Below are 25,840 nucleotides of genomic sequence, written 5' to 3' on the forward strand. Positions count from 1 at the left end.
TTATCGGTATAGCGGAGAGCCGCTTACACTTTTTAATTAAAAAGGGGTGACATCAATGATTGTGTTAGAAAATGTAAAGAAAATATATCGCTCCAAAAACGGCGATGTTACTGCTGTTGATAATGCGAATTTACAAATAGAAAAAGGTGAAATTTTCGGGGTTATCGGATATAGCGGTGCCGGAAAGAGTTCCTTAATTCGCTTGTTTAATCAATTGGAGAAACCAACGTCTGGAAAAATTACTGTTGGAGAGCGTTTGATTTCAGCAATTAGAGGAAAAGAACTGCGAGAAGCGCGTCAAGAAATCGGGATGATTTTCCAGCATTTTAACTTGCTTTGGTCACGAACTGTTCGTGAAAATATTGCTTTTCCGCTTGAAATTGCTGGAGTGACAAAAGAGAAAAGAACACAGCGTGTAGATGAATTGATTCGTCTTGTTGGTTTAGAAGGGCGAGGAGATGCGTATCCATCTCAGCTGAGTGGTGGACAAAAGCAGCGCGTTGGGATTGCGAGAGCATTAGCAAATAACCCGAAAGTATTATTATGCGATGAAGCGACATCAGCACTAGATCCAGAAACAACAGATCAAATTTTAGATTTGCTTCTCGATATTAATAAACGCCTCGGTTTAACGATCGTACTCATTACACATGAAATGCACGTTATTCAAAAAATTTGTAACCGCGTTGCTGTTATGGAAAAAGGAAAGATTGTTGAAAGCGGCAGTGTGTTAGATGTATTTCGTAATCCGCAGCAAGACATTACAAAGCGCTTCGTTAAGCAAATAACAGATTCTGAAGATACAGATGAAGCAATTGAACATTTAGTAGAAAAATACCCGGAAGGAAAAGTCGTGAAACTGCAATTTATTGGTGAAGCAGTGGAAAGACCAGTTCTGCAGGAATTAATGAAGAAAGATGGAATTGAAGTGAGCATTTTGCAAGGAAATATTGCTCAAACGACAAACGGGGCGTATGGAAGTTTAATTGTTCATTTAAAAGGTGACGAAGATGTGGTTGCAGAGGCAGTTGCAACGATTCAACAAGAGCAAGTAGAGCTGGAGGTGATTGCACATGGATAATTTGTTTCAAAATGTCGATTGGGATCAAATGTTAGAAGCAACACAAGAAACGTTATACATGACGGCAATTGCCACGCTTGCAACGTTCGTATTAGGTCTTATTCTTGGATTAGTACTGTTTCTCACAGGAAAAGATAATCTGTGGGAGAACAAGCCAGTCAATATTGTGATTGGCGCGTTTGTAAATATTTTTCGTTCTATTCCGTTCATCATTTTAATCATTTTATTGATTCCGTTTACGAAGTTTCTTCTTAATACGATTCTTGGAGCAAGTGCCGCATTACCAGCATTAATTGTTGGAGCAGCACCGTTCTATGCGAGAATGGTTGAAATTGCGCTTCGTGAAATTGATAAAGGCGTTATTGAAGCATCAAAAGCGATGGGAGCAAAGACGAGTACAATTATCTTAAAAGTATTGATACCAGAATCTTTGCCAGCACTTATTTCGGGTATTACGGTAACGGCAATTGCACTTGTAGGCTATACAGCGATGGCTGGAGTTGTTGGAGCAGGCGGTCTTGGTACACTTGCTTATTTAGAGGGATTCCAACGCAATAATGGCGATGTCACTCTCATGGCAACAATTCTTGTGCTGGTTATTGTATTTATTATTCAAATGTTTGGTGATTTTCTTACGAAGCGTCTTGATAAAAGATAAAGGGAAAGTTGGTGGTGGATATATTATCTACCTCTAGCTTCAGAAAGTTATTATTGGGATAAAGTGAAACTTCTATTAGTGGAGGGCCGTATCCTCCACTGATGGAAAGCCCGCCCAATCGGGCTCTAACGGGGAGTCTACTGCCCGTTAATGAGGGATAAAGTGTTTTCGTCTCACACGAAACTCTCTATAGAATTTATATTTCGAATATTGAAAAAAGAAAGGATGTTATAATTATGAAGAAGGTATTATTTTCAGCACTTCTTGCTGTATTTGTATTTGCATTAGCTGCTTGTGGTGGCGGCGGAAAAGATGAAAAGACACTTGTAGTTGGTGCTTCTAACGTACCGCATGCGGTTATTTTAGAACAAGCGAAACCACTATTAGAGAAAAAGGGTATTACATTAAAAATTAAAAAATTCCAAGACTATGTATTACCAAACAAAGCATTAGCTGATAAAGATCTTGATGCAAACTATTTCCAGCACATTCCATATTTAGAGAAAGAAATTCAAGAAAAAGGATATAATTTTGTAAATGCAGGAAAAATTCATTTGGAGCCTATGGGTATTTACTCTAAGAAATATAAAAGCTTAAAAGACCTTCCAAATGGTGCAACAGTTATTATGAGTAATAACGTAGCAGAGCGTGGGCGTATGTTAGGACTTCTGCAAAAAGGCGGCGTTATCAAACTTAAAGATGGTGTAGATATCGTAAAAGCGACAGAAAAAGATATTGTAGAAAATCCAAAAAACTTGAAATTTAAAACAGATGTTGAGCCAGGGCTTACACCGAAATTATATGAAAACAACGAAGGCGATGCATTATTCATCAACTCAAATTACGCAATTGATGCAAAATTAAATCCGACAAAAGATGCAATTGCACTTGAAGGATCAGACTCTCCTTACGCAAATATTATTGCTGTTCGTAAAGGTGACGAAAACAGAAAAGAAATTAAAGAACTTGTCGAAGTATTACATTCAAAAGAAATTCAAGATTTCATTAAGAAAGAGTACAAAGGAGCTGTACTTCCTGTAAGTGAATAAGGTGAAAAAAGGGCTAGAATTTTTCAGCCCTTTTTTCTTTATATAAGTAGGAAGAAAGGTGTATCATAATATAATGTGCAGAAAATACCTGCTCGTATTTGTAGAAAAATTGTTACATTTTTTCAACGTTTGCGATATCATTTTATTTGATATAAAATTAGAATGAGAATAAAATGAGAATGTGAACGTTTTAGGAATTTTTAAAATGTATATAGATGATTAATGGAGGTATTGAGATGGCTGGTTCTACATTAACGATTAAAGATTTACATGTATCAATCGATGGCAAAGAAATTTTAAAGGGTGTAAACCTTGAAGTAAAAGGTGGAGAAATCCACGCAATTATGGGGCCTAACGGAACGGGTAAATCAACTTTATCTTCTGCAATTATGGGTCACCCAAAATATGAAGTAACACAAGGCAGCATCATCATCGACGGTGAAGATGTATTAGAAATGGAAGTAGATGAGCGCGCACAAGCGGGTCTATTCCTAGCAATGCAATATCCAAGTGAAATTAGCGGAGTAACAAACGCTGACTTCTTACGTTCTGCAATTAATGCACGCCGTGAAGAAGGCGATGAAATTTCTCTTATGAAATTTATCCGTACATTAGATAAAAACATGGAATTCCTAGAAATGGATCCATCAATGGCACAACGTTACTTAAACGAAGGTTTCTCTGGCGGTGAGAAAAAACGTAATGAAATTCTTCAATTAATGATGATTCAGCCAAAAATCGCAATCTTAGACGAAATTGACTCTGGTCTTGATATCGATGCATTAAAAGTTGTATCTAAAGGTATTAACGAAATGCGCGGCGAAGATTTCGGTTGCTTAATGATCACGCACTACCAACGTTTATTAAATTACATCACTCCAGATCATGTACACGTTATGATGAATGGTCGTGTTGTGAAATCTGGCGGTCCTGAGCTTGCACAACGTTTAGAAGCTGAAGGTTATGACTGGATTAAAAAAGAACTAGGTATTGAAGACGAAACAGAAGAGCAAGAAGCGTAAGAGAGGAGCATAAACATGACAATTGGTACATTACCTTTCGATCAAGATTCTATCCGTCAGCATGCAAGCGAAGCGAACGAAGCTGCTTGGTTGACTGAGTTCCGCTTACAAGCTCTTGCAAAGGCAACTGAACTTCCAATGCCAACGCCTGATAAAACAAAAATTGATAAATGGGATTTTATCGGCAAAGGTCACACTGCAAAGCAAGAGCCTGTACGTTCTTTAGAAGAACTTCCAGAAGCAGTGAAAAATTTAATTGACGAAAATAATAGCGTTCTTGTAGGGCGTAGCGGTACAACTGCATTCGTTTCTTTATCAGAAGAGGCGAAAACAAAAGGCGTTATTTTTACAGATATCGTAACAGCTGCAACTGAGCATGCTGAATTAGTACAAAAGTATTTAATGAAAGACGGCGTGAAAGTTGACGAACATCGTTTAACAGCGCTTCATGCTGCACTAATCAACGGCGGTGCGTTCGTATACGTTCCGAAAAACGTTGTTCTTGAAACACCACTTCAAGCTGTATTCTTAGTAGACGGCGAAGAAGCAAACGTTTATAACCACGTACTATTCGTTGCAGATGCAAACAGCTCTGCAACATATGTAGAAAACTACGTGGCAAATGAAACTGTAACTGGTATTGCAAATATCGTGGCAGAAGTAATTGTAGAACAAGGTGCACAAGTGAAATTTGGTGCAGTTGACTTATTAGCAAAAGATGTAACATCTTACGTAAACCGCCGTGGCGTAGTTGGACGAGATGGACGTCTAGAGTGGGCATTAGGTCTTATGAACGATGGAAACACAATTTCTGAGAACGTAACAAACTTAATGGGCGACGGTTCATTTGCTGATACAAAAACAGTAACAATTGGCCGTGGTAACCAAATACAAAACTTTACAACAAAAGTTGTTCACTTCGGTAAACATTCTGAAGGCTTTATCTTAAAACACGGTGTACAAAAAGATAGCGCAACATCTATCTTTAACGGAATTGGTAAAATCGAGCACGGTGCTTCTAAATCAAATGCACAGCAATCTTCTCGCGTTCTGATGTTAAATGAAAAAGCACGCGGCGATGCAAACCCAATTCTTTTAATCGATGAAGATGATGTAATGGCAGGTCACGCAGCTTCTGTAGGACGCGTAGATCCTACACAACTATACTACCTAATGAGCCGTGGTATTCCGAAGAAAGAAGCAGAACGTTTAGTCATCCATGGATTCTTAGCACCTGTAGTAAATGAGCTTCCAATCGAAGGAGTAAAAGCACAGCTTGTTGAGGTAATTGAAAGGAAAGTTCGCTAATGGATATTCATGAAATACGCAAACAGTTTCCAATTCTTGATCAAAAAGTGAACGGCAAACAACTTGTTTATTTCGATAGTGCGGCAACTTCTCAAAAACCAATTCAAGTAATTGAAACGTTAGAACGTTACTATAAAGAATACAACTCTAATGTTCATCGCGGTGTTCATACGCTCGGTACGAAAGCAACCGATGCGTATGAAGGCGCACGCGAGAAAGTTCGTAAGTTTATTAATGCGAAGTCTATGGAAGAGATTATTTTTACGCGCGGTACAACAACAGCGTTAAATACAGTTGCGGCAAGCTATGGTATGGAACATGTAAAAGAAGGCGATGAAATTGTCATCTCTTACATGGAGCACCATAGTAACATTATTCCTTGGCAACAAGTTGCGAAGAAAACAGGCGCAACATTAAAATATCTTCCGCTTCAACCAGACGGGACAATTTCATTAGAAGATGCTCGTCAAACGATCACGTCAAATACGAAAATCGTATCTATTATGTACGTGTCAAACGTACTTGGAACGATTAACCCTGTAAAAGAAATTGCAGAAATTGCACACCAAAACGGAGCAATCATGGTCGTTGATGGTGCACAAAGTACACCGCATATGAAAGTGGACGTACAAGATTTAAACTGTGATTTTTACGCTTTATCCGCTCATAAAATGTGCGGACCTACAGGTATTGGCGTATTATATGGTAAGAAGGAATTGCTTGAAAATATGGAGCCAATTGAATTTGGCGGTGAAATGATCGATTTCGTAGACTTACAAGAGTCTACGTGGAAAGAGCTTCCTTGGAAATTCGAAGCAGGTACACCGATTATCGGCAACGCAATCGGACTTGGAGCTGCAATTGATTTCTTAGAAGAAATCGGTCTTGATAATATTGAAAAGCATGAACATGAATTAGCGCAGTATGCTTTAGAAAGACTATCAGAAGTAGACGGTGTTACAATTTATGGTCCAAAGCACCGTGCAGGTCTTGTTACATTTAATATTGATGACGTACATCCACACGATGTTGCGACAGTATTAGATGTAGAAGGTATTGCGGTTCGTGCAGGTCATCATTGTGCACAGCCGTTAATGAAGTGGCTCAAAGCTTCTTCTACAGCACGTGCAAGCTTCTATTTATATAACACAAAAGAAGAAATTGATACATTTGTCGAAGCGCTGACGAAAACAAAGGAGTATTTCACAAATGTCATTTAATAATTTAGATACGTTATATCGTCAAGTTATTATGGATCATTATAAAAATCCACGTAACCATGGCGTATTAGAAGATAGTGTTACGGTTAATTTGAACAATCCAACTTGCGGTGACCGCATTCAACTTACAATGAAAGTAGAAGACGGTATTGTTCAAGAAGCGAAGTTTGAAGGAGAAGGCTGTTCCATCTCTATGTCTTCCGCTTCTATGATGACGCAAGCAGTAAAAGGAAAGAAAATTGAAGAGGCACTTCAGCTTTCAAAAATTTTCTCGGATATGATGCTAGGAAAAGAGTATGATGACAGCATTGATTTAGGAGATATCGAGGCATTACAAGGTGTATGCAAATTTCCAGCGCGTATTAAGTGTGCAACATTAGCTTGGAAAGCGTTAGAAAAAGGCTTGAACGAAGAGAAGTAATGCAAATGAGTTCCTAAATACGAAGTTTATCCAAGGAGGGACATACGAACATGGCGAAACAGCTGCCAGATATCGGCGATTATAAATATGGTTTCAAAGATAAAGACGTTTCAATTTTCCGTGCTGAGCGCGGTTTAACAAGAGAAATCGTAGAAGAGATTTCACGTATGAAAGAAGAACCACAGTGGATGTTAGACTTCCGTTTAAAATCACTGGATCACTTCTATGAAATGCCAATGCCACAATGGGGCGGCGACTTAAATGACTTAAATTTCGATGAGATTACGTACTACGTAAAACCATCTGAGAAATCTGAGAAGTCTTGGGATGAAGTACCTGATGAAATTAAAGCAACGTTTGATAAATTAGGTATTCCAGAAGCTGAGCAAAAATATTTAGCGGGTGTATCTGCACAGTACGAATCTGAAGTTGTATACCACAACATGAAAGAAGATTTAGAAGAGCTAGGAATCGTATTTAAAGATACAGATAGCGCATTAAAAGAGAACGAAGATATTTTCCGTGAGCATTTCGGAAAAGTAATTCCGCCAACTGATAATAAATTCTCAGCATTAAACTCTGCAGTTTGGTCTGGTGGATCATTCATCTACGTTCCAAAAGGTGTGAAAGTAGAAACACCGTTACAAGCGTATTTCCGTATTAACTCTGAAAATATGGGACAATTCGAGCGTACGCTTATTATCGTAGACGAAGGCGCACACGTACACTACGTAGAAGGTTGTACAGCACCTGTTTACACAACAAACTCACTTCACAGTGCGGTAGTAGAAATCATCATTAAGAAAGATGCATATTGCCGTTATACAACAATCCAAAACTGGGCAAACAACGTATACAACCTAGTTACAAAACGTGCAGTTTGTGAAGCAAACGCAACGATGGAATGGATTGACGGTAACATCGGATCGAAATTAACGATGAAATACCCAGCTGTTATCTTAAAAGGCGAAGGCGCTCGTGGTTTAACATTATCTATCGCGATTGCTGGTAAAGGCCAACACCAAGATGCTGGTGCGAAAATGATTCACTTAGCGCCAAACACATCTTCAACAATCGTTTCTAAATCGATTGCTAAACATGGTGGTAAAGTAACATACCGTGGTATCGTACACTTCGGACCAAAAGCGACAAACTCTCGCTCTAACATCGAGTGTGACACATTAATCATGGATAACCAGTCTACATCTGATACAATTCCTTACAACGAGATCAAAAACGATCACGTATCACTTGAGCACGAAGCGAAAGTATCAAAAGTATCAGAAGAACAATTATTCTACCTAATGAGCCGCGGTATTTCTGAGCAAGAAGCAACAGAAATGATCGTAATGGGCTTCATCGAGCCATTCACTCGCGAACTTCCAATGGAATACGCAGTAGAAATGAACCGTCTAATCAAATTCGAGATGGAAGGTTCTATCGGTTAATTTAAAAGCGGAAGCGCCCTGTTTACAGGGCGCTTTTTTACTTGGAAGCAAATATATCAGCCGTTTCTCCCGATATATTGGAGTTATTCTTGAAATAACGGTGCTTTGACACGATATAAAGTGAAACTTCCATCAGTGATGCTTTTCTTACTGATGGTATAGGCTTAAAGATGTTAAGAAGTAAAAAAGAATCGGGTGCATGAAAGTAGCTGAAAAACTATCTGAAAAAATTTTATCAATATACAAAAATCAAAATTTTATGATATAATTTTTTGAAAAAAGGAGGTTAGTTTTTAGAGAATTCTAAACTTTATTGAGGGAATAAAATTTCTAGTATGTTTATTAGTTAGTTTATGCACTATTAATTATTCGTTTATTTCCTTCGCTGAAACTTAAACAAGTAATTCAGCTGATGCAACAAAATTATTCTAAAAAAGGAGTTGAATTTTTTGAAAATTATAAATAGTGTCAGAGGAATAAAGTTTCTAGTATGTTTATTAGTTAGTTTATGCACTATTAATTATTCATTTATTTCCTTTGCTGAAACACAAACAGATAATTCAGCTGATGCAACAAAAAATGCTAGTGGAATTGATACTGGCATAGCAAATTTAAAGTATGATAGTAGAGATATTTTAGCAGTAAATGGTGATAAAGTTGAGAGTTTTGTGCCGAAAGAAGGTATTAATTCAAATGGTAAATTTGTAGTGGTTGAACGTGAGAAAAAATCACTTACAACCTCGCCGGTGGATATCTCAATTATTGATTCTATGGTTAATCGTACATATCCAGGAGCAGTACAACTTGCAAATAAAGCTTTTGCGGATAATCAACCTAGTTTATTAGTGGCCAAGAGAAAGCCTTTGAATATTAGTATAGACTTACCCGGCATGAGAAAAGAAAATACAATAACTGTCCAAAATCCAACATATGGTAATGTGTCTGGAGCAGTAGATGATTTAGTATCTACTTGGAATGAAAAGTATTCATCAACACATACGTTACCTGCAAGAATGCAGTATACGGAATCTATGGTTTATAGTAAATCTCAAATAGCAAGTGCTCTTAATGTTAACGCTAAATATCTTGATAATGGACTGAACATTGACTTTAATGCGATTGCAAATGGAGAGAAAAAAGTGATGGTTGCGGCATATAAGCAAATATTTTATACCGTAAGTGCAGAACTACCTAACAATCCATCAGACCTTTTTGATAATAGCGTTACTTTTGAAGAGTTAACTCGTAAAGGGGTAAGTAATACGGCTCCGCCTGTTATGGTGTCAAATGTAGCTTACGGCAGAACAATTTATGTAAAATTAGAAACAACTTCTAAGAGCAAAGATGTACAAGCTGCCTTTAAAGCTTTACTTAAGAATAACAGCGTCGAAGCGAGTGCGCAGTACAAAGATATTTTTGAAGACAGTACCTTTACCGCTGTAGTATTAGGCGGAGATTCAAAAGAGCATAACAAGGTTGTTACAAAAGATTTTAATGAGATACGAAATATAATTAAAGATAATGCAGAATTAAGTCCTAAAAATCCAGCATATCCAATTTCATATACTAGCACTTTCTTAAAGGATAACGCGGTTGCTGCTGTTCATAATAATACAGATTATATCGAGACTACAACTACAGAATATTCCAGTGCTAAAATGACGCTTGATCATTATGGTGCATATGTTGCTCAATTTGAAGTATCCTGGGATGAATTCTCATATGATGAAAATGGAAAAGAAGTACTATCCCATAAAAGTTGGGAAGGAAACGACAAAGACAAAACTGCTCATTTCTCTACAGTCATACCACTTCCACCGAATTCAAAAAATGTAAAAGTGGTAGCCAGAGAATGTACAGGTCTTGCATGGGAATGGTGGAGAACCGTTATTAATGAACAAAATGTTCCATTATCAAAAGAAATCAAAGTTTCAATTGGAGGAACGACATTATACCCAAGTGCTAATATTAGTTATAATTAAAGGTAATGTATATGTCAGAAGCGCCTTGTTTACAGGGCGTTTTTTTCATGGGCGCAAATATAACGGTGCTTTGACACAATATAAAGACCTTCTGAAGAAGTTCGATAGGCGAGAAGCTTTTGTTAATTACAATCATGCTGCATCTTCTCCTTAACTTTTAAAGAAGAAACTTTTGCTTTTTCCATTAATGAGAGTACAATGTAAAATAGCAAGAAAAGACGAAAAGTATTTACAGGATTCGAGCTTGCATATAGCGTAAACAAGAAGTATGGAATTGAGAGGAGGTTTTTTCTCTGAATATAGATACGGAAGTAACAATTCATCTTTATCATACAAATGATATACATAGTCATTTTGAAAATTGGCCGCAAATTTCTCGGTTTGTTGTAGAAGAGAAAAAGCGTCGTCTTGCTGCTGGTGAAGCGGTCTTTACATTAGATATTGGCGATCACGTTGATCGCTTTCATATGATTTCTGAGGCAACGAACGGAAAAGGAAATGTGCAGCTATTAAATGAAGCGTTGTACGATTATGTAACGATTGGGAACAATGAAGGGATTACACTTGCGAAGGAGCAACTGGATCATTTATACGACGATGCAAATTTTGAAGTGCTCGTTGCCAATTTATTTGAAACAAATCAAACACGTCCTAGCTGGGTAAAACCATACGTGCTGCAAACACTTGATAATGGGGTTACAATTGCTTTTATCGGTTTAACAGTGGCATATCCTGACTTTTATGCGAAGTTAGATTGGCATATTGAAGATCCGTTTCTACATTTGGAAACAATTTTAGAAGAGGTACGTTCAAAGGCGGATGTCATTGTTGTATTATCTCATTTAGGAAAGAATGCAGATGAATATATGGCAGAGCATTATGATATAGATGTTATTTTAGGTGCACATACCCATCATTTATTTGAGCGCGGTGTATTAGTGAATGGAACGCTTCTCTGCTGCTGCGAGAAGTGGGGACATTATGTGGGGCATGTGCAAATAACGGTGGACTTACAAACAAAGCAAGTGACGAAAAAAGATGGACGGGCAATTAGTGCGAAGCGATTAGGCGCATATGGAGAGCCCAATATTTTATTAGGAGAGCTTGAACAAGAAAGTAAGTTCATGATGGCAGAGCCTGTTGTAAGTTTAAAGGAATCGTTAGAAATGGATTGGTTTCAGGAAACGAAGTTTGCTCATATACTTGCCGAATCCCTTAGGGAGTGGTGCGATGCTGAAATTGGCATGGTGAATGCTGGTGTATTACTCGAAGGATTACAGGAAGGTATAGTTACCCGAGGAGATATTCATCGCATTTGTCCACATCCGATTAATCCATGCCGCTTGCAAGTAAAAGGGAAAACATTGCGAGATGTTATTTTGAAAGCACGACGTCCAAACATGGAACAGCTTGAAGTAAAAGGTTTAGGTTTTCGCGGGAAAGTCATGGGGAAAATGATGTATGCTGGCGTAGAAGTTGTGCCAGATACGATTCCGGGTAATAAAATTTTACTCGAAGACGTAATCATTAACGGGGAATCATTAGATCTAGAACGAATCTATACAGTAGGAACGATTGATATGTTCACATTCGGTTACTTATACCCAGAGCTTGCGGTCGTGCCAGAAAAAGAATATTATATGCCGGAATTGCTCCGTGATGTTTTGAAGGATACATTAATGAAATGTGCATCATCTGTAAAATTATAGCCTACTGATTACAGTAGGCTTTTTGTATTCACATTCTTTTTTCTACTCTCATACAGATAAAGGAGAGAGGAGTGTGAACTATGGTTAATATAGAACCAATTATAATAAATGAATGCACGTTTATAGCAGTGAGTGTAAAGCTTCCAAAGACAAATTTGTTAGCAGTTATGAGCGATAAAGGATATATTATGTGCGGGGCGTTAGATGTGGGATTGTTAAACGAAAAGTTAAGCGATCGCGGCATTCTTGCAGGGCGCGCTGTTGGCGTAAGAACGATTGAACAGTTGTTAGAAGCACCACTTGAATCGGTTACGATTGAAGCAGAAAGGTTAGGAATTACAACTGGCACAATTGGAAAAGATGCACTGCTAAAAATGATCTAAATATATCGTCCCTCTTTTTTGCATATACATGTGTAAGAAGGAGGGATTTGTTATGCGTGCGTTTCGCCCCCGGACTTCTCGGTTTCGGAAAGGACCACTGCCATTTCGGTACGTATTGCTTATTTCATTTGCTATTTTTATTATACTTACCTTACAAGGATTGTGGCTTGTGAACAAAAGCATCCAGCCAACGTTAATGAAATATGCAGAAATGCAGACGAAGCGAACAGCAACAGTTGTCATGACGAAAGCAGTAAAAGATAGGGTTGCACAAGGGATCGATGTCGATTCATTAATGAAGGTGCAAACGGATAAAAACGGAAAAGTCGCGACGATGGATGTAAATACAGCAGCAGTTAATGAAATTCTCACATCAACTACAACGTACATAGAGAAATATTTACATCAAGCAGAAAAGGGAGATACGAAGGCGTTAGGTTTGCCGGAGGACGGAGGAGCTTCATTATCTGTTCCGCTTGGGAGAATTACAGACAATGCATTGCTCGGTAATTTAGGGCCGGATATTCCAATTACATTTACAACAATTGGTGATGTGTATACAAATATTAAGCAAGACTTTGAGCCAAATGGAATTAATAATACAGCTATTAAAATTGTGATGGAAATTGAAGTGACGCTTCAGGTTATTATTCCGTTCCATACGAAAGAAGTGACAGTAAAGCAAGATATTCCAGTGGCAACACGTATGATCCAAGGTGAAGTACCTGGCTATTATGGAAGCGGCGGAGTTGTTGCACCAGAGAAAAAGGAGAAAAAAGCGGATAACTAATGTTACCCGCTTTTTCATATTTTTCATAACCGCCGCACTGCGGTTATTTTTTTGAGTTCATTCGTTCTTTCCGCTCCCATAAGCTTAAATGCATGTACGGATCAAACGCCCATTCTGTATAGCCGTTATCTTTATACAATCCAAAGTGCAAGTGAGGCGGGAATTTACCTGCTGTTCCAGGCGGACCATAACCAGTACTGCCGACAAATCCAATGACAGTTCCAGGCTCGACGATTTGTCTAAGTTGTATTTCTTTGGAAAATCCGCCTAAATGTGCGTAGTAATGGTAGTTGTTATATAAGTCGCGAATACCAATACGCCAGCCGCCAAGACGATTCCAACCTTTCGTTTCAATAATGCCATAGCAAGTAGAACGAACAGGTACACCATAGCCAGCGAAAATATCTGTTCCTTCATGCATACGCCGTCCGCCAAAGCTTCGTTTAGCACCAAATGTACTGCGGTAACTATGATCGCTGCGAACAGGCAGAGGGAAAGCATTACCTTCTAAATTAATCCGATTGTAATGTTTGTACATACGAGCATAACCTAATATTAGCTCTACTGTTTTAGATCGCTGATAATATTCCCACAACATAATTTTTAGCTGTTCTCGATTTGTCCCACGTTTCCCTAATATGGTAGCCATTGTATAGAGAACATCTTCTTCATTATTTGCGTCTGCCAATCCATCGTTGTCTCCGTCTAACCCCATGCCTCCAAATAAGGAGATTGTGTACGGTTTTGTATCATGGGGGTCCGGATTTGCTGGCCCGGACCATACTTCTGGTTTGAAGTAAATAGAGATAATGGCATCTGGCTTTTTCGGAATATCGCTGCGAACAGCACGGATATTTCGCTCGTATTGATCGATGGCAGCAAAGTAGTACCATGGAATAAGAGAGAATGTCTCCATTTCTTTATATAATGTCATTCGCTTCATGTATATATCTTCTTGCTTGTTTTCTTGTCCGTACACAATGTTTGTTTGAAGAAGAAAACAGATAGAAAACAGAAGGAAAAATTTTCGATGCACGGCAGTAAGCTCCTTTCGAAATCACTACCTTTAGTGTGGGATATACACGATATTTCATTATAAGTAATAATTGGAAGGAATTCTTTGAATCTTCATTTGAGCAAATCGCTTTCATACGATAAAATAGATATGTTACATTAAAAGAAGCGAACATGGTAAACTATTTCATATTGTGCGGAGTTGATAAACATGACAAAACAAACAGAATATATGCGCAAGCCCGAGTGGTTGAAAATTAAATTAAACACAAATGAAAACTATACAGGCTTAAAGAAAATGATGCGTTCTAAGAACCTTCATACCGTTTGTGAAGAGGCGAAGTGTCCGAATATTCATGAATGCTGGGCTGTTCGTAAAACAGCAACATTTATGATTTTAGGTGCAGTTTGTACGCGCGCATGCCGTTTCTGTGCGGTTAAAACAGGCTTACCAACAGAGCTTGATTTACAAGAGCCAGAACGCGTAGCAGATTCTGTAGAACAAATGGGCTTAAAACACGTTGTTATAACAGCAGTTGCACGTGATGATTTGAAAGACGGAGGAGCAGCTGTTTTTGCTGAAACAGTGCGCGCAGTTCGTCGTAAAAATCCATTCACATCTATCGAAGTTTTACCTTCTGATATGGGCGGAGTAGAAGAAAATTTAAAAATGTTAATGGATGCACGTCCTGATATTTTAAACCATAACATTGAAACGGTACGTCGATTATCTGACCGAGTTCGCGCTAGAGCAAAATATGATCGTTCTCTAGAATTTTTACGTCGTGCTAAAGAAATGCAGCCTGATATTCCAACAAAATCAAGCATCATGGTAGGGCTTGGGGAAACAAGAGAAGACCTTATCGAAGCAATGGATGATCTACGTGCAAACAACGTTAATATTTTAACGCTTGGTCAATATTTGCAACCATCTAAAAAGCATTTACCAGTTATTAAGTATTACACACCAGCAGAATTTGCAGAGCTAAAAGAAATTGCACTTAGCAAAGGATTTAGTCACTGTGAGGCTGGTCCGCTTGTACGTTCTTCTTACCATGCAGATGAGCAAGTACAATCTGCAAAAGAAAATACAGTAGAAGCAAAATAATGAGGAAATCCCTCTTAGTGAATCGGCTAAGGGGGATTTTTTTTGAACAAGATATCAGTGTAGAAAATACGATAGAGCATAAAGGGGGAAGTCTATGAAAGGATTTGTTTTTTTAGCGTTTGCAATTGTGAGTGAAGTATTTGGGACAACGATGCTGAAGTTGTCAGACGGATTTACGAAAGTATGGCCAAGTATCGGTGTTGTTCTTGGTTTTACATCTGCATTTTATTGTTTATCCCAAGCGTTGCAATACCTTCAACTTAGCACTGCTTATGCGATTTGGTCTGGAGTTGGTACAGCGCTAACGGCATTACTTGGTGTTCTCATTTGGAAGGACGCTTTTACATGGCAAACGTTCGTTGGCATAGTGCTTATTATTGGCGGAGTTGTTGTATTAAATATGTCGGGTTCGGGTGCACATGGATGAAAAAAGAACTGAAATTTTCAGCTCTTTTTCATTCATATTCTAATACGGTATTTCCACATGTGGATAACACTTTACGTAATTCTTCTGTGGATAAAGCAATTGTAAATTCAGGGACACCAGGTGAAATCAATATTTTTTCGTATTGATAGATAGAAGAATCCACAATAATTGTTACATCCTCTGTATAGCCAAAAGGAGCAACACATCCTGGGATGCATCCTGTTGTCGTTCTTAGTTCATCAGGTGAACAAAGAGAGACGTTTGTACCGATCATATTTTTCATTTGCTTCATATCAAGGCGAGTTCCTTCTAATGTAAAAAAGACATAGTAAGCCCCGGATTTCGTTTTTAAAAAGAGACTTTTACTTGGTTCACCCTCTAAACCGAGACGTTCCCGAATCATTCGATCTGTTTCATAATTTAAAACAGGTTCATGTTCAAATTTCTCATATAAAACATTCGTTTTATGTAGTAATGAGATGACTTCTTCGTACATTGGAATACAAGCTCCTTTCTTTTCACTTATCGAGTGTTTTCCGAAATTTTTCGAATTTTTTTTGTTTACCCCGCACTAACGGGCAGTAATATTTAGCGAAAGCAAAGAAGTACTAACTGCCCGTAAGAGCCCGATTGGTTCAACTAACCTTTTGGAGAAGAGCACTCCAAAAGGAAGTTTCATTTTATACACATATGTCCTGGAGCTGTAATGGGGCGTATTCAGCTGGAAGGTATTCAATACATACTTTTCCATTTACGTCTAACTTTTTGAAGACAAGTCCTTCTCCCATTCGCTGTTGCAACCATGTTTTCTTTTGCAAAACTCAGTGTGCCATTCTTTTGTCAGATATAGCACAGCAAATATGTTCTGATTCTAGATTATCAGTAGTTACGTTAATTCGTTTCACAATGTATTCCCCACAATCTGTGGATAGTCGCTGTACCATGTTCTAACGTAATTTCGTATACGTCTGGATTGCTTAAGCTTCCCCATGTGGAAAAACCAACGTTTTTGTCAAAAAGCCTTAAAATGAGCGTGAACAAGTTACCATGTGTAACGAGCATTGTTACTTTTTTCGTATCTTCTTGTAATATGCTGTGGATAAGTGGCTGTACTCTCTCGGTCGCTTGGCGCGTCGATTCTCCGCCAGGAAATGCGACATCTATTTCTATAAATGTTTGCTCTAGCATTTGTAGCCAATTACTCATTGGAGCGCCGCTCAGTATACGCTCAGTTAACCGCACATCCTCTTGAATAGGGAGCTGCATATGTGACGCGTAAGGTGTAATGGATTGAACAGCACGAGTAAATGGGCTAGAGATAATGTTTTCGATAGGGAGCTGTTCTGTGATGAGAAAATCTGCAAGAGCTTTAGCTTGTTGCTGACCTGCTGCTGTAAGTGGTGCATCATGTTCTTGCCCAGTTGCAGTGCAATGGCGGACAACAATTAATTTCTTCATGATTTATCCCTCACTTATGAATAGACGAATTTGTACGTACTTCGACAAATAGAGTGAGGAATCCTCCTTTCTCTAGTTATTGGTAACTGAAATCAAAATAAAAAGCTAAGCCGATTCGGCTTAGCTTGCATGTTCTGCTAGGAATTTTGTTTTCATTTTACGAATTAGGATGTAAGCACCAATGCCAAACAGTATCATAATTCCTTCCGTTACGAACAAATTGATTTGTCTGCGTTGGTAAAGCGCTGCGAAAAAGTCAACAAACGAATGAAGAAATACTGCCAGCCCTACAAACATATACTTCTTATGCTTTACGCCATATAAGACAAGCATTGTAAGAGCAATTTGTATGATAAAAGCAACGATCCGCTCTACTCCGCCAAGTAAATAGAAGTAAGGTGGAGTATGTAGTAATGCATCTTGGACAGCGCTGAGCTGAGGTACCTTTTCAATCATTTTGGAGAAGGTTCCGTTATTAATAGAGAAAGCAAATACAAGACTTTGCACTCCGGCAGTCGCCCCAATTAATAATGATTCAATCCCTCCGTGACCGATTCCATAAGCAAGGCCGTCTTTATACTCCTGGTACTTCTTGAGTAAAAAGAAAAAGGCGATAAAACGTGCAAGTTCTTCAAAAATACCAGCAGTTAATCCGCCATATATAGCATAGATAAACGGATTTTTTAGTAGCTCAGTTGCTGCTGGATTTCCAAATACATAGACATGTAACGTTTTTTCTAAAATTTGTGAGAATCCCAAAAAGAATACAATCCCGACACCGACAATTTTTAAAGAGATTCCATACTTCTTTCGACAGTAAACGAGAGCAATGATTGGGATAAGAACTGAAATAGCAATTTGCACAATCATACTTCCAATTGTTGCATTTGAAACCATACATTTCACCACTTTCTAATATATATACTATTTCTATTATGCAGGAAAAACGGTGAAATGTTTAGTAAATAACCTGAGAGTATATTCTCAGGTCATTTAATGTATCCTGTTATTAGTAATAATTTAGCAACATTAAAGGAGTGCTAACTGCCGGCATGCGCCCGATTGGTTTGGGAAAGAGCACTCCAAAAGGAAGTTTCACTTTACCCCGCACTAACGGGCAGTAATATTTAGCGAAAGCAACGAAGTGTTAACTGCCCGTAAGAGCCCGATTGGTTCAACTAACCTTTTGGAGAAGAACGCTCCAAAAGGAAGTTTCACTTTATTCATTGTGTTAGGCAGTGTAGTATTTTGCGTGTTGTTTAAATGCGGATTTTTGCTCATTTCATGCTTGAGCATATCGAGTGTTTGTGCATATTCTTTATCATTTAATGTGCCGGATTTGAGTCCTTGAATTTGTGATATTAATTTTTGATCTGTTGATACATATGCTTTGTAATAGCGGGGAACAACAGACAATGCTGCTTTTTGTACTTGATCAGCGACTAGAGCCGGATCTGTCGTGTTTGCTCGGTATACAACAAATACTTCGTCATCTGTTACAAGTGTTGCGGCATTTATAACGTCTGGAAGTTTCACCGTTATATCTGTAATCATTTCTGCTAATCGTTCCTTGTTAATCGTACCGACTTGGCGATTCGACACTTCATCTTTTTGTTTTTGAGAATAGCCGACTCTTGTCAGCATTCGGTTTGGCACGTCCTTCCCGTATATGTCTTTATGCTCAGACACAAGTACGCGGCTTCCTTCTTCCTGTTTCATTTCCGCTTTGTTGTTTGTTTGACATCCAGCAAAGATGGAAAGGGTGAGAAGGGATAGGAGCAGTTGTTTTTTCATGATTGTTTCCTCCTTATTGATCTCGCTATTTGCGGGCAGTAATACCCACATCTCAAGATTCAAGGAAACACGAGGAAGATAGGTAGGGGATAACTGCCCGAAAAAGCCTAATTGGTGAGAGCTTTATTCATCCCGCCCTAACGGATAGTAAGGCTCCCCCTCAAGATTGTGAGAAGTCAAAGAAGATAGGAGGGAGATAACTGTCCGTAAGAGCCCGATTGGTTCAACTAACCTTTTGGAAAAGAACGCTCCAAAAGGAAGTTTCACTCTATAGCATTTCCCACTTAGGAGGTTTTTTGTATTTGAAATTGTTGGTTTTGTGGCTTTATGATACGATAAAAAGAAGAAAGAATAGGAAAGGGAATGGAAGATGGAGCAGAAGCAGGAGATTCGCACTACAGTTTACGTGAATAATATCCACTATGAAGTCATACAAGAAAATCGAAATGGATTTAATGAAGAAGCATTTAAAGCTCGTTACGCAGAAATTTTAAATAAATATGATTATATCGTGGGTGATTGGGGGTATGATCAGCTACGATTACGCGGCTTTTTTGACGATAGCAACCAGCGTGCAACGTATGATACGAAAATTAGTACGTTATCGGAGTATTTATACGAGTATTGTAATTTTGGATGTGCATACTTTGTACTGCGAAAAGTGAAGAAGTAAAAAAAATCCCTCTTACATTAGGTAAGGGGAATTTTTTTTGCCTATCGCATGTATATAGAAATACAATCACCAGCTGAAAGTTTGGCATTTTGCTTAATGCGTTGACCGTTTAAGTGAATAGATCCGTCTTTAATTTTCTTTATGATTACCGTACGGCTCCATTCTGAAATATAGGTCGCGAGTGCTTTGTCGATGCGAAACAATCCATGCACGGATTCTAATAGGATGGTTAGTTCCGTCAATCCTGCGTTTTCATAGGGCAGGATTGAAATGTTGTGTATCGTTTCTTGGCTTTCTTTTTGAAGCATATCGACTGTTTCAACATGTTCAGAATACGTTTTATATATGTGTAATTTCTTATTCCATGTATGTCCTTTTTCGCATTTATAAATTGCAAAACGATAAATGTTTTTACCGTTCGCATTATGTCTGCGAATATGTGTATCAGTAAACAGGATTGTATGACCACAATTTTTACAATGTTTTTCTACAGTATCTTCTAATTCTGTCTTATATAAATTCCAAGAAAGTTGTATGTTCTGCATTTTCCTTCACCTCGTATTTAGATAAAGGAACGTGGGACATCTATTTGGATGTCTTGCAGTATGAAATATAGAAAAAAGAGAAAAATAAAAGAAGATTCCCCTGTGAGGAACCTTCGTAACAATCATACTACAGATGTGCTACGTTCCTTTGTAATGGGAATTGGGCAGACTACTCCCCTGAAAAAAGCGTTGTGCTTTTTTGAGAGTAATACTATCCAGTTGCTGCTCCATTACAAAGTATATGTTGGCATACGTAGTGTAACATCCTTTCTATCCAAATAAATTTGTCGTTATTATATCACATTAAACTGAAAATTCTAAATATATAACATAAAAAATCACCAACTCTGTTGTAAGTTGGTGATTTAAATTTACATCAGTTCAAATAAAAATGAACGTAATTCTTCTGCATTTTCTTCTGAAATAGAAAATGCATGTTCTAAGTAGCCAGGTTCTTCTAAGTCGTCACGACCGATAATGGCAAATTTATTGCGCTGTATATCAAGGACGATAGTTTTACCATAATGACGGTCAGAATACAAAAGTGCTAAATCGTGGCGCTCGTTTTCTCCCATAAAGCTTACGAAACGCGTTTTTGTTTCCACTGTATCATCGTAAAGAAAAAAACGTTCTCCCATGAACATGACTCCTTTTTAAATATCTAAATTTAAGTGTGGTTTATGATCTAAATGGTGGTGCGTTTTAATAAAGCGCACTGTTCTTGTTTTATAGCGCATAACGATAGAATATGTTTCTGCTAAATCTCCGCCAAGGAATTTCACACCATCTAATAACTCGCCAGCAGATACACCTGTTGCTGAGAAGATTGCATCGTCACCGGATACTAAATCATCTAGCATAAGAAGTTGACGTGGGTCTTCTAAGCCCATGGCATGGCAACGTGCTTCTTCTTCTTCATTCATTGGAACGAGACGTGCTTGCATTTCTCCGCCAAGACATTTGAGTGCAGCAGCAGAGATAACGCCTTCCGGAGCACCGCCAGTACCGATAAATAAGTCGATTCCTGTTCCAGGAAGGGCTGTTGCGATAGATGCACCAACATCACCGTCACCGAATAATTTTACACGTGCACCTTTTGCACGTACTCGTTCGATGATGTCTTGATGACGTTCACGCTCTTGTATGATAACTGTTAAGTCACGAATTTTTTTATTGTTTGCTTCGGCTACAATTTCAATTGTCTTTTCAATTGGATCATCTAAGCTAATTTTACCAGCTGCATTTGGACCAACTGCGATTTTTTCCATGTACATATCAGGAGCGTGTAGAAGGTTTCCTTTATCAGCGATAGCGATAACAGCCATTGCGTTTGCAAGACCTTTTGCTACGATATTTGTTCCTTCTAATGGATCAACAGCGATATCTACTTCTGGACCGTTTCCTGTTCCAAGCTTTTCACCAATGTAAAGCATTGGTGCTTCATCAAGTTCCCCTTCTCCAATCACAACAGTGCCTGCCATGTTCACAGAGTCAAACATCGTACGCATTGCAGTTGTTGCAGCATCATCTGCTTCATTTTTCTTACCGCGACCCATCCATTGTGCGGATGCAAGGGCTGCTGCTTCTGTTACACGGACAATTTCTAATGCGAGTTCACGTTCCATGGTGCCATTCCTCCAATTCTCCAATTCCGAAAATCATACACGTATAACTATAACAAAGAATGGGAAAAAGGTGAATTCGAAAAATTGTCGATTTTTTTCGAATAAAGGGGTACAATTGGGAATGAAAATGCTTTAATTTCCAGGTAGGTGACATATATGTACTTTGTAGACCGTAAAAAAATTGAACAAATGTTACAGTGTTTAGAGAAAGTTGTTGCAGCATTTCAAACAAAACAAGAGTACCGCGGAGCGCTTGATGAATATGCATTAGAGCGCATGGCACATCTTATGATTGATTGTATTTTAGACGTAGGCAATGCCATGATTGATGGATTTATTATGCGTGATCCAGGTAGTTATGAAGATATTATTGATATTTTAATGGATGAAAAAGTTGTTACGAATGAAGAAGGAGAGCGTTTAAAAGAAGTCGTTCGTCTTCGTAAAATGATTGTGCAGGAATATGTAAATATGAACCATACAGAAGTGTATGATACAGTGCAAAAACATATTGATATGATCAAACAATATCCTGCTAATATTCGCCGTTATTTGGAGCAAGAACTTGGTCCTGTATCTGCATTTGCAGGAGAGTAAAGTGAAACTTTCATCAGTGAGGGATTCATCCCCACTGATGGAAAGCTCTCAACAGTCAGTCCCCACCTCTCTTTTTTGTTTTTTCAGAATGTTGAGGTGGGGGTTTTACTGCCCGCGAATAGGGGATAAATTCATGTGGCTTTAATGGACAGTGATGTACTTTGCTCATTAAAGCTTGTTAAAGGGAAGAAGGTAGAAAAATGGGGGAAGCAGCACGTTCTACAAAAGAAGAAATTCTTCAACTTTTGAAAGTAAGGGGAGAACAGACTGTTGCGGTATTAGCGGAAGCATTGCAAATTACGGAGATGGCAGTGCGTCGTCATGTAAGTAGGCTTGAAAAGGAAGAGTTGATTGAAACGAAGATGGTGCGTCAACATGTCGGGAGACCGATGTATGTCTATCGTTTAAGTACGAAAGGAGAAGACTTGTTTCCGAAACAATATAAGCAGTTTGCAGTCGAAATGTTAGAAGACTTGCTGCATATTGGCGATGAGGAACTCGTTAAGAAGCTTTTAATGGCACGTACGAAACGTATGGAAGAACAATTGGCAAACCGTATAAATCGAAAAGAAACAACAGTAGAGCGATTAAAAGAAATTGCAGTCATGCAAGAGAAAAATGGTTATATGGTGCGTGTGCAGCAAGAAAGTGAGCGCTCCTTCCTATTACAAAAGCAAAATTGTCCGTTAATAGAGGTAGCTGAAAAATTTCCGCAAATTTGTCATGATGAGAAAAACATGTATAATACACTGTTGCCAGATGCTGATGTGAAAGTATTATCTAATATGTGTGATGGAGATTGCTTCTGTTCGTATCAAATAATAGAAAAAAAATGAACATTATGGGACGCTTTTTGAAAAAGCGTTTTTTTCTTTTGGGAAAAAGGATACGATAAGAGGAGAGTATGTATCAAAAAGGAGTGGCACCTATGTATAAAGGCTATTTAATTGACTTAGATGGAACAATGTATCGAGGCGAAGAACGAATTGAAGAGGCAAGTGATTTTGTAAAGGCGCTGCAAGAGCGTAACTTACCATATTTATTTGTTACGAACAACTCAACGCGTAAACCAGAGCAAGTTGCAGACAAGCTTGTGCAGTTTGATATTCCAGCTAGCGCAGAACAAGTATTTACAACAAGCATGGCAACAGCGAACTTTATATATGAAAGAAAGCAAAATGCTTCTGTATATATGATTGGAGAAGAAGGCTTACGCGATGCCCTTGTGGAAAAAGGATTCACACTTGTGGATAGTAATCCGGATTTTGTCGTCGTTGGATTAGATCGCGAAGTTACATACGAAAAGCTAGCAAAAGCGTGCTTAGCCGTTCGTAACGGGGCAACATTCATTTCAACAAACGCTGATATTGCGATTCCAACAGAACGCGGCTTATTACCAGGGAACGGTTCTTTAACATCTGTTGTAGCAGTATCCACAACAGTAAATCCAATTTTCATTGGTAAACCAGAATCCATTATTATGGAACAGGCTCTAAAAGTGCTTGGTACAACGAAAGAAGAAACGTTAATGGTTGGGGATAACTACGATACAGACATTTTAGCTGGTATGAATGCGGGGATGGATACGCTTCTTGTCCACACAGGAGTCACATCTGTGGAAAAATTAACAGAATATGATGTGCAGCCAACGCATGTTGTCCACAGTTTAACAGAGTGGATTGAGAAGATGTAGGAAGAGATAGGCAATCGTAAAAGGTTGCCTATTTTTTTTATAACAAAAAATTCGTTCTGGTGATACATATGGTCGAATTGTGTGAAGTTTTATTCCTTCCTTGCTGAATAGGTGGGTGGTATAATATGGAACAAATGTGATGAGGAGGCGTATTTATGAAGTGCACAAAAATGATGGGGGTACAAATTTAAGGGGAGAACGCATCATTTACCCTATAAACTGCGTGATTCCCCTTTAATATGGGGGTATCATCCTAGTGGAAAAAGATTTACAAGAATTAAAGAATAGTAATATATCAACTACAGTAACCGATTTAACGAATTATGTGTTTACTGATGTGAAGAAGGCTTTTCTATGGCTTGGATTTCTTGCTTTCTTCAGCGTATTGAACGAAATGGTTTTTAATGTAGTTTTACCGGATATCGCGAAAGAACTTGGTATATCACCGTCTTTGGCTAACTGGGTAAATACAAGTTTTATGCTTTCATTTGCTATTGGATCAATCACGTACGGAACAATAAGTGATAAATATGGTGTGAAGAAATTACTTGTTTTCGGTCTGCTAGTTTATAGTGGTGGGTCACTTTTAGGTGTGTTGGCACATTCTAATTTTTTAGCTGTAATTGCTGCGCGTTTTATTCAAGGTGTTGGTGCATCATCAGTGCCGGCGCTTATTATGGTAATCGTTGTACGCTACGTGAAATCAGAAAATCGTGGTAAAGCATTTGGTATAATCGGCTCGTTGGTAGCTATGGGAGAAGGAATAGGTCCAGCTCTTGGCGGGACGGTTGCCCATTATGTACAGTGGCCATTTCTTTTTCTGATTCCGATGCTGACACTTTTCACTATCCCCTTTTTTCTAAAAGAACTTCCTAATGAATCCACAAAGGGAGAGAGGATAGATACTTGGGGATTAGCGTTACTGTCCTGTGGGATTGTCACATTTACTATATATACAACGCAATATAACTGGTTGTATTTGTCGATTAGTTTTGTGTTGTTTGCAGGATTCGCTTTGTATATACACAAAGTTGAACAACCTTTTATAGAACCAAGATTATTTCTAAACCGAAAATTTATATTGGTAGTTCTAACTGGGTGTATTCTGCTAGGAACCGTAGCAGGTTGTATATCAATGATCCCTTATATGATGAGAGGTGTACACCAGCTATCTGCAAGTATGATTGGGTGGGTTATATTCCCAGGAACTATGAGTGTAATGTTATTCAGTATAGTTGGTGGTAACTTAGTTGATAAACGAGGAACTACATTTGTGTTATGGATGGGCTCATTTTTCATTATTACAAGCTTTTTTATCATTTCATTATTTGCAGATCAAACACCATGGTTAGTTTCAGGTATGTTGATTCTAATGTTTGGTGGACTTTCCTTCGTTAAAACAGTAATTTCTACGAGTGTTGCGGATGCTCTGGAGCCGAAGGAAGTCGGCGCAGGTATGGGATTTCTCAGCTTCGCCTGCTTCTTAGCGGAGGGACTAGGGATGGCTACTGTTGGTGGGTTGTTAACAAAACATATTCTAGAATATCCGTTATTTTCCACTATACAAAATGCTAAAGCGTACTTGTATAGTAATTTACTACTTGTTTTTATTGTTACCATATTAATCGGAGCAACTATCTATACAGTAGCTTATAGTCGAAGAAGGAAAAGGCGATAAAACATTCGTACAGGGACAATTTCCGCAAGAGAATGTCTTTTTGGATCGCGGTATAGAAAAGTGGAATAACAATGTAAACTTATTAATTAGAAATGAAGATATAAAAGAGTTAGAAGAGGTCCTGCAAAGATATATCCCTAAAATTATTGGAAATTAA

The 25,840-nt window shown here is 38.3% G+C and carries 26 protein-coding genes and 2 pseudogenes; 20 read left to right on the forward strand and 8 right to left on the reverse strand.

Features of this window, described 5'->3' with window-relative positions:
* Positions 1–55: 55 nt before the first annotated feature.
* The 12 genes from ACTDJC_RS07265 (at position 56) to yunB (ending at position 13,071) form a co-directional block, all read left to right on the forward strand.
* Positions 56–1,081 carry a methionine ABC transporter ATP-binding protein gene (locus ACTDJC_RS07265; protein WP_440603005.1) on the forward strand — a complete coding sequence of 342 codons (1,026 nt, stop codon included), beginning with the start codon at positions 56–58 and terminating at the stop codon, positions 1,079–1,081.
* The gene (locus tag ACTDJC_RS07270; RefSeq protein ID WP_440603006.1) at positions 1,074–1,739 is read left to right on the forward strand and encodes a methionine ABC transporter permease; all 666 of its coding nucleotides are present in this window, start codon (positions 1,074–1,076) and stop codon (positions 1,737–1,739) included. The genes ACTDJC_RS07265 and ACTDJC_RS07270 overlap by 8 nt, the downstream gene beginning before the upstream one ends.
* A 236-nt stretch (positions 1,740–1,975) precedes the next feature.
* Positions 1,976–2,788, forward strand: coding sequence for a methionine ABC transporter substrate-binding lipoprotein MetQ (metQ, locus tag ACTDJC_RS07275; RefSeq protein ID WP_440603007.1), 813 nt, complete (start codon positions 1,976–1,978; stop codon positions 2,786–2,788).
* A gap of 236 nt (positions 2,789–3,024) precedes the next feature.
* Entirely contained in the window at positions 3,025–3,810 is a 786-nt protein-coding gene (gene sufC / locus ACTDJC_RS07280) for a Fe-S cluster assembly ATPase SufC (RefSeq protein WP_035433106.1), read from the forward strand.
* A gap of 15 nt (positions 3,811–3,825) precedes the next feature.
* A complete protein-coding gene (gene sufD / locus ACTDJC_RS07285; protein WP_440603008.1) occupies positions 3,826–5,118 on the forward strand; it encodes a Fe-S cluster assembly protein SufD in 1,293 nt (430 codons plus the stop codon).
* Positions 5,118–6,338, forward strand: coding sequence for a cysteine desulfurase SufS (gene sufS / locus ACTDJC_RS07290; protein WP_440603009.1), 1,221 nt, complete (start codon positions 5,118–5,120; stop codon positions 6,336–6,338). Before sufD ends, sufS begins: the two co-directional genes overlap by 1 nt.
* On the forward strand, positions 6,328–6,759 hold the full coding sequence (gene sufU, locus ACTDJC_RS07295; protein ID WP_035433100.1) for a Fe-S cluster assembly sulfur transfer protein SufU: 432 nt from the start codon (positions 6,328–6,330) through the stop codon (positions 6,757–6,759). Before sufS ends, sufU begins: the two co-directional genes overlap by 11 nt.
* 50 nt (positions 6,760–6,809) lie before the next feature.
* A complete protein-coding gene (gene sufB / locus ACTDJC_RS07300; RefSeq protein ID WP_440603010.1) occupies positions 6,810–8,207 on the forward strand; it encodes a Fe-S cluster assembly protein SufB in 1,398 nt (465 codons plus the stop codon).
* A 440-nt stretch (positions 8,208–8,647) separates the two neighbouring features.
* Complete coding sequence (locus ACTDJC_RS07305; RefSeq protein WP_440603011.1) at positions 8,648–10,189, forward strand: thiol-activated cytolysin family protein; 1,542 nt, start codon at positions 8,648–8,650, stop codon at positions 10,187–10,189.
* A 317-nt stretch (positions 10,190–10,506) separates the two neighbouring features.
* The gene (locus tag ACTDJC_RS07310) at positions 10,507–11,898 is read left to right on the forward strand and encodes a bifunctional metallophosphatase/5'-nucleotidase (protein ID WP_440603060.1); all 1,392 of its coding nucleotides are present in this window, start codon (positions 10,507–10,509) and stop codon (positions 11,896–11,898) included.
* A gap of 80 nt (positions 11,899–11,978) precedes the next feature.
* Entirely contained in the window at positions 11,979–12,281 is a 303-nt protein-coding gene (locus tag ACTDJC_RS07315; RefSeq protein WP_098308826.1) for a YunC family protein, read from the forward strand.
* A gap of 52 nt (positions 12,282–12,333) precedes the next feature.
* Complete coding sequence (yunB, locus tag ACTDJC_RS07320) at positions 12,334–13,071, forward strand: sporulation protein YunB (RefSeq protein ID WP_440603012.1); 738 nt, start codon at positions 12,334–12,336, stop codon at positions 13,069–13,071.
* A gap of 43 nt (positions 13,072–13,114) precedes the next feature.
* Here yunB and ACTDJC_RS07325 read toward each other — a convergent pair whose 3' ends face one another.
* Positions 13,115–14,107 (reverse strand): M23 family metallopeptidase, encoded by a 993-nt coding sequence (locus ACTDJC_RS07325; protein WP_440603013.1) that lies wholly within the window; start codon positions 14,105–14,107, stop codon positions 13,115–13,117.
* A 189-nt stretch (positions 14,108–14,296) separates the two neighbouring features.
* Here ACTDJC_RS07325 and lipA point away from each other — a divergent pair, with 189 nt between their 5' ends.
* Both lipA and ACTDJC_RS07335 read left to right on the forward strand, forming a co-directional pair.
* Positions 14,297–15,193: a lipoyl synthase gene (gene lipA / locus ACTDJC_RS07330; protein ID WP_429706823.1), complete on the forward strand. Its 897-nt coding sequence runs from the start codon at positions 14,297–14,299 to the stop codon at positions 15,191–15,193.
* A 94-nt stretch (positions 15,194–15,287) separates the two neighbouring features.
* Positions 15,288–15,620 carry a DMT family transporter gene (locus ACTDJC_RS07335; RefSeq protein WP_440603014.1) on the forward strand — a complete coding sequence of 111 codons (333 nt, stop codon included), beginning with the start codon at positions 15,288–15,290 and terminating at the stop codon, positions 15,618–15,620.
* Positions 15,621–15,648: 28 nt separating this feature from the next.
* Here the strand turns inward: ACTDJC_RS07335 and ACTDJC_RS07340 are convergent, their stop codons facing one another.
* The 4 genes and pseudogenes from ACTDJC_RS07340 to ACTDJC_RS07355 all read right to left on the reverse strand — a co-directional run.
* The gene (locus ACTDJC_RS07340) at positions 15,649–16,116 is read right to left on the reverse strand and encodes a YbaK/EbsC family protein (protein ID WP_440603015.1); all 468 of its coding nucleotides are present in this window, start codon (positions 16,114–16,116) and stop codon (positions 15,649–15,651) included.
* A 395-nt stretch (positions 16,117–16,511) separates the two neighbouring features.
* The gene (locus ACTDJC_RS07345; RefSeq protein ID WP_440603016.1) at positions 16,512–17,078 is read right to left on the reverse strand and encodes a histidine phosphatase family protein; all 567 of its coding nucleotides are present in this window, start codon (positions 17,076–17,078) and stop codon (positions 16,512–16,514) included.
* A 120-nt stretch (positions 17,079–17,198) separates the two neighbouring features.
* Positions 17,199–17,975 (reverse strand): YhfC family intramembrane metalloprotease, encoded by a 777-nt coding sequence (locus tag ACTDJC_RS07350; protein ID WP_440603017.1) that lies wholly within the window; start codon positions 17,973–17,975, stop codon positions 17,199–17,201.
* A 321-nt stretch (positions 17,976–18,296) separates the two neighbouring features.
* A pseudogene (locus ACTDJC_RS07355) lies at positions 18,297–18,872 on the reverse strand (YhcN/YlaJ family sporulation lipoprotein); the annotation flags it as partial.
* Between the two features lie 370 nt (positions 18,873–19,242).
* On the opposite strand from ACTDJC_RS07355, the gene ACTDJC_RS07360 reads away from it, so the two are divergent.
* On the forward strand, positions 19,243–19,545 hold the full coding sequence (locus tag ACTDJC_RS07360; protein ID WP_098308808.1) for a YutD family protein: 303 nt from the start codon (positions 19,243–19,245) through the stop codon (positions 19,543–19,545).
* Between the two features lie 41 nt (positions 19,546–19,586).
* On the opposite strand, the gene ACTDJC_RS07365 is transcribed toward ACTDJC_RS07360, so the two are convergent.
* The 3 genes from ACTDJC_RS07365 to glpX all read right to left on the reverse strand — a co-directional run bounded on the left by ACTDJC_RS07365 (position 19,587) and on the right by glpX (position 21,715).
* Positions 19,587–20,090: an RNA-binding S4 domain-containing protein gene (locus ACTDJC_RS07365; RefSeq protein WP_440603018.1), complete on the reverse strand. Its 504-nt coding sequence runs from the start codon at positions 20,088–20,090 to the stop codon at positions 19,587–19,589.
* 371 nt (positions 20,091–20,461) lie between these two features.
* On the reverse strand, positions 20,462–20,728 hold the full coding sequence (locus ACTDJC_RS07370; protein ID WP_098308804.1) for a DUF3055 domain-containing protein: 267 nt from the start codon (positions 20,726–20,728) through the stop codon (positions 20,462–20,464).
* Between the two features lie 15 nt (positions 20,729–20,743).
* On the reverse strand, positions 20,744–21,715 hold the full coding sequence (gene glpX / locus ACTDJC_RS07375; protein ID WP_098308802.1) for a class II fructose-bisphosphatase: 972 nt from the start codon (positions 21,713–21,715) through the stop codon (positions 20,744–20,746).
* Between the two features lie 156 nt (positions 21,716–21,871).
* Here glpX and hepT point away from each other — a divergent pair, with 156 nt between their 5' ends.
* The 5 genes and pseudogenes from hepT to ACTDJC_RS07400 all read left to right on the forward strand — a co-directional run.
* Complete coding sequence (gene hepT / locus ACTDJC_RS07380; protein ID WP_098308800.1) at positions 21,872–22,312, forward strand: type VII toxin-antitoxin system HepT family RNase toxin; 441 nt, start codon at positions 21,872–21,874, stop codon at positions 22,310–22,312.
* Positions 22,313–22,512: 200 nt separating this feature from the next.
* Positions 22,513–23,148: a helix-turn-helix transcriptional regulator gene (locus ACTDJC_RS07385; protein ID WP_440603019.1), complete on the forward strand. Its 636-nt coding sequence runs from the start codon at positions 22,513–22,515 to the stop codon at positions 23,146–23,148.
* A 92-nt stretch (positions 23,149–23,240) separates the two neighbouring features.
* Entirely contained in the window at positions 23,241–24,005 is a 765-nt protein-coding gene (locus tag ACTDJC_RS07390; RefSeq protein WP_440603020.1) for a TIGR01457 family HAD-type hydrolase, read from the forward strand.
* A gap of 325 nt (positions 24,006–24,330) precedes the next feature.
* A complete protein-coding gene (locus tag ACTDJC_RS07395; protein ID WP_440603061.1) occupies positions 24,331–25,683 on the forward strand; it encodes an MFS transporter in 1,353 nt (450 codons plus the stop codon).
* Positions 25,664–25,840, forward strand: a pseudogene (locus tag ACTDJC_RS07400) (iron ABC transporter substrate-binding protein); the annotation flags it as partial. The gene ACTDJC_RS07395 and the pseudogene ACTDJC_RS07400, both read left to right, overlap by 20 nt.

The organism is Bacillus sp. GB_SG_008 (genome assembly GCF_052038115.1).
GTDB classification, from domain to species: Bacteria; Bacillota; Bacilli; order Bacillales; family Bacillaceae_G; genus Bacillus_A; species Bacillus_A rhizoplanae.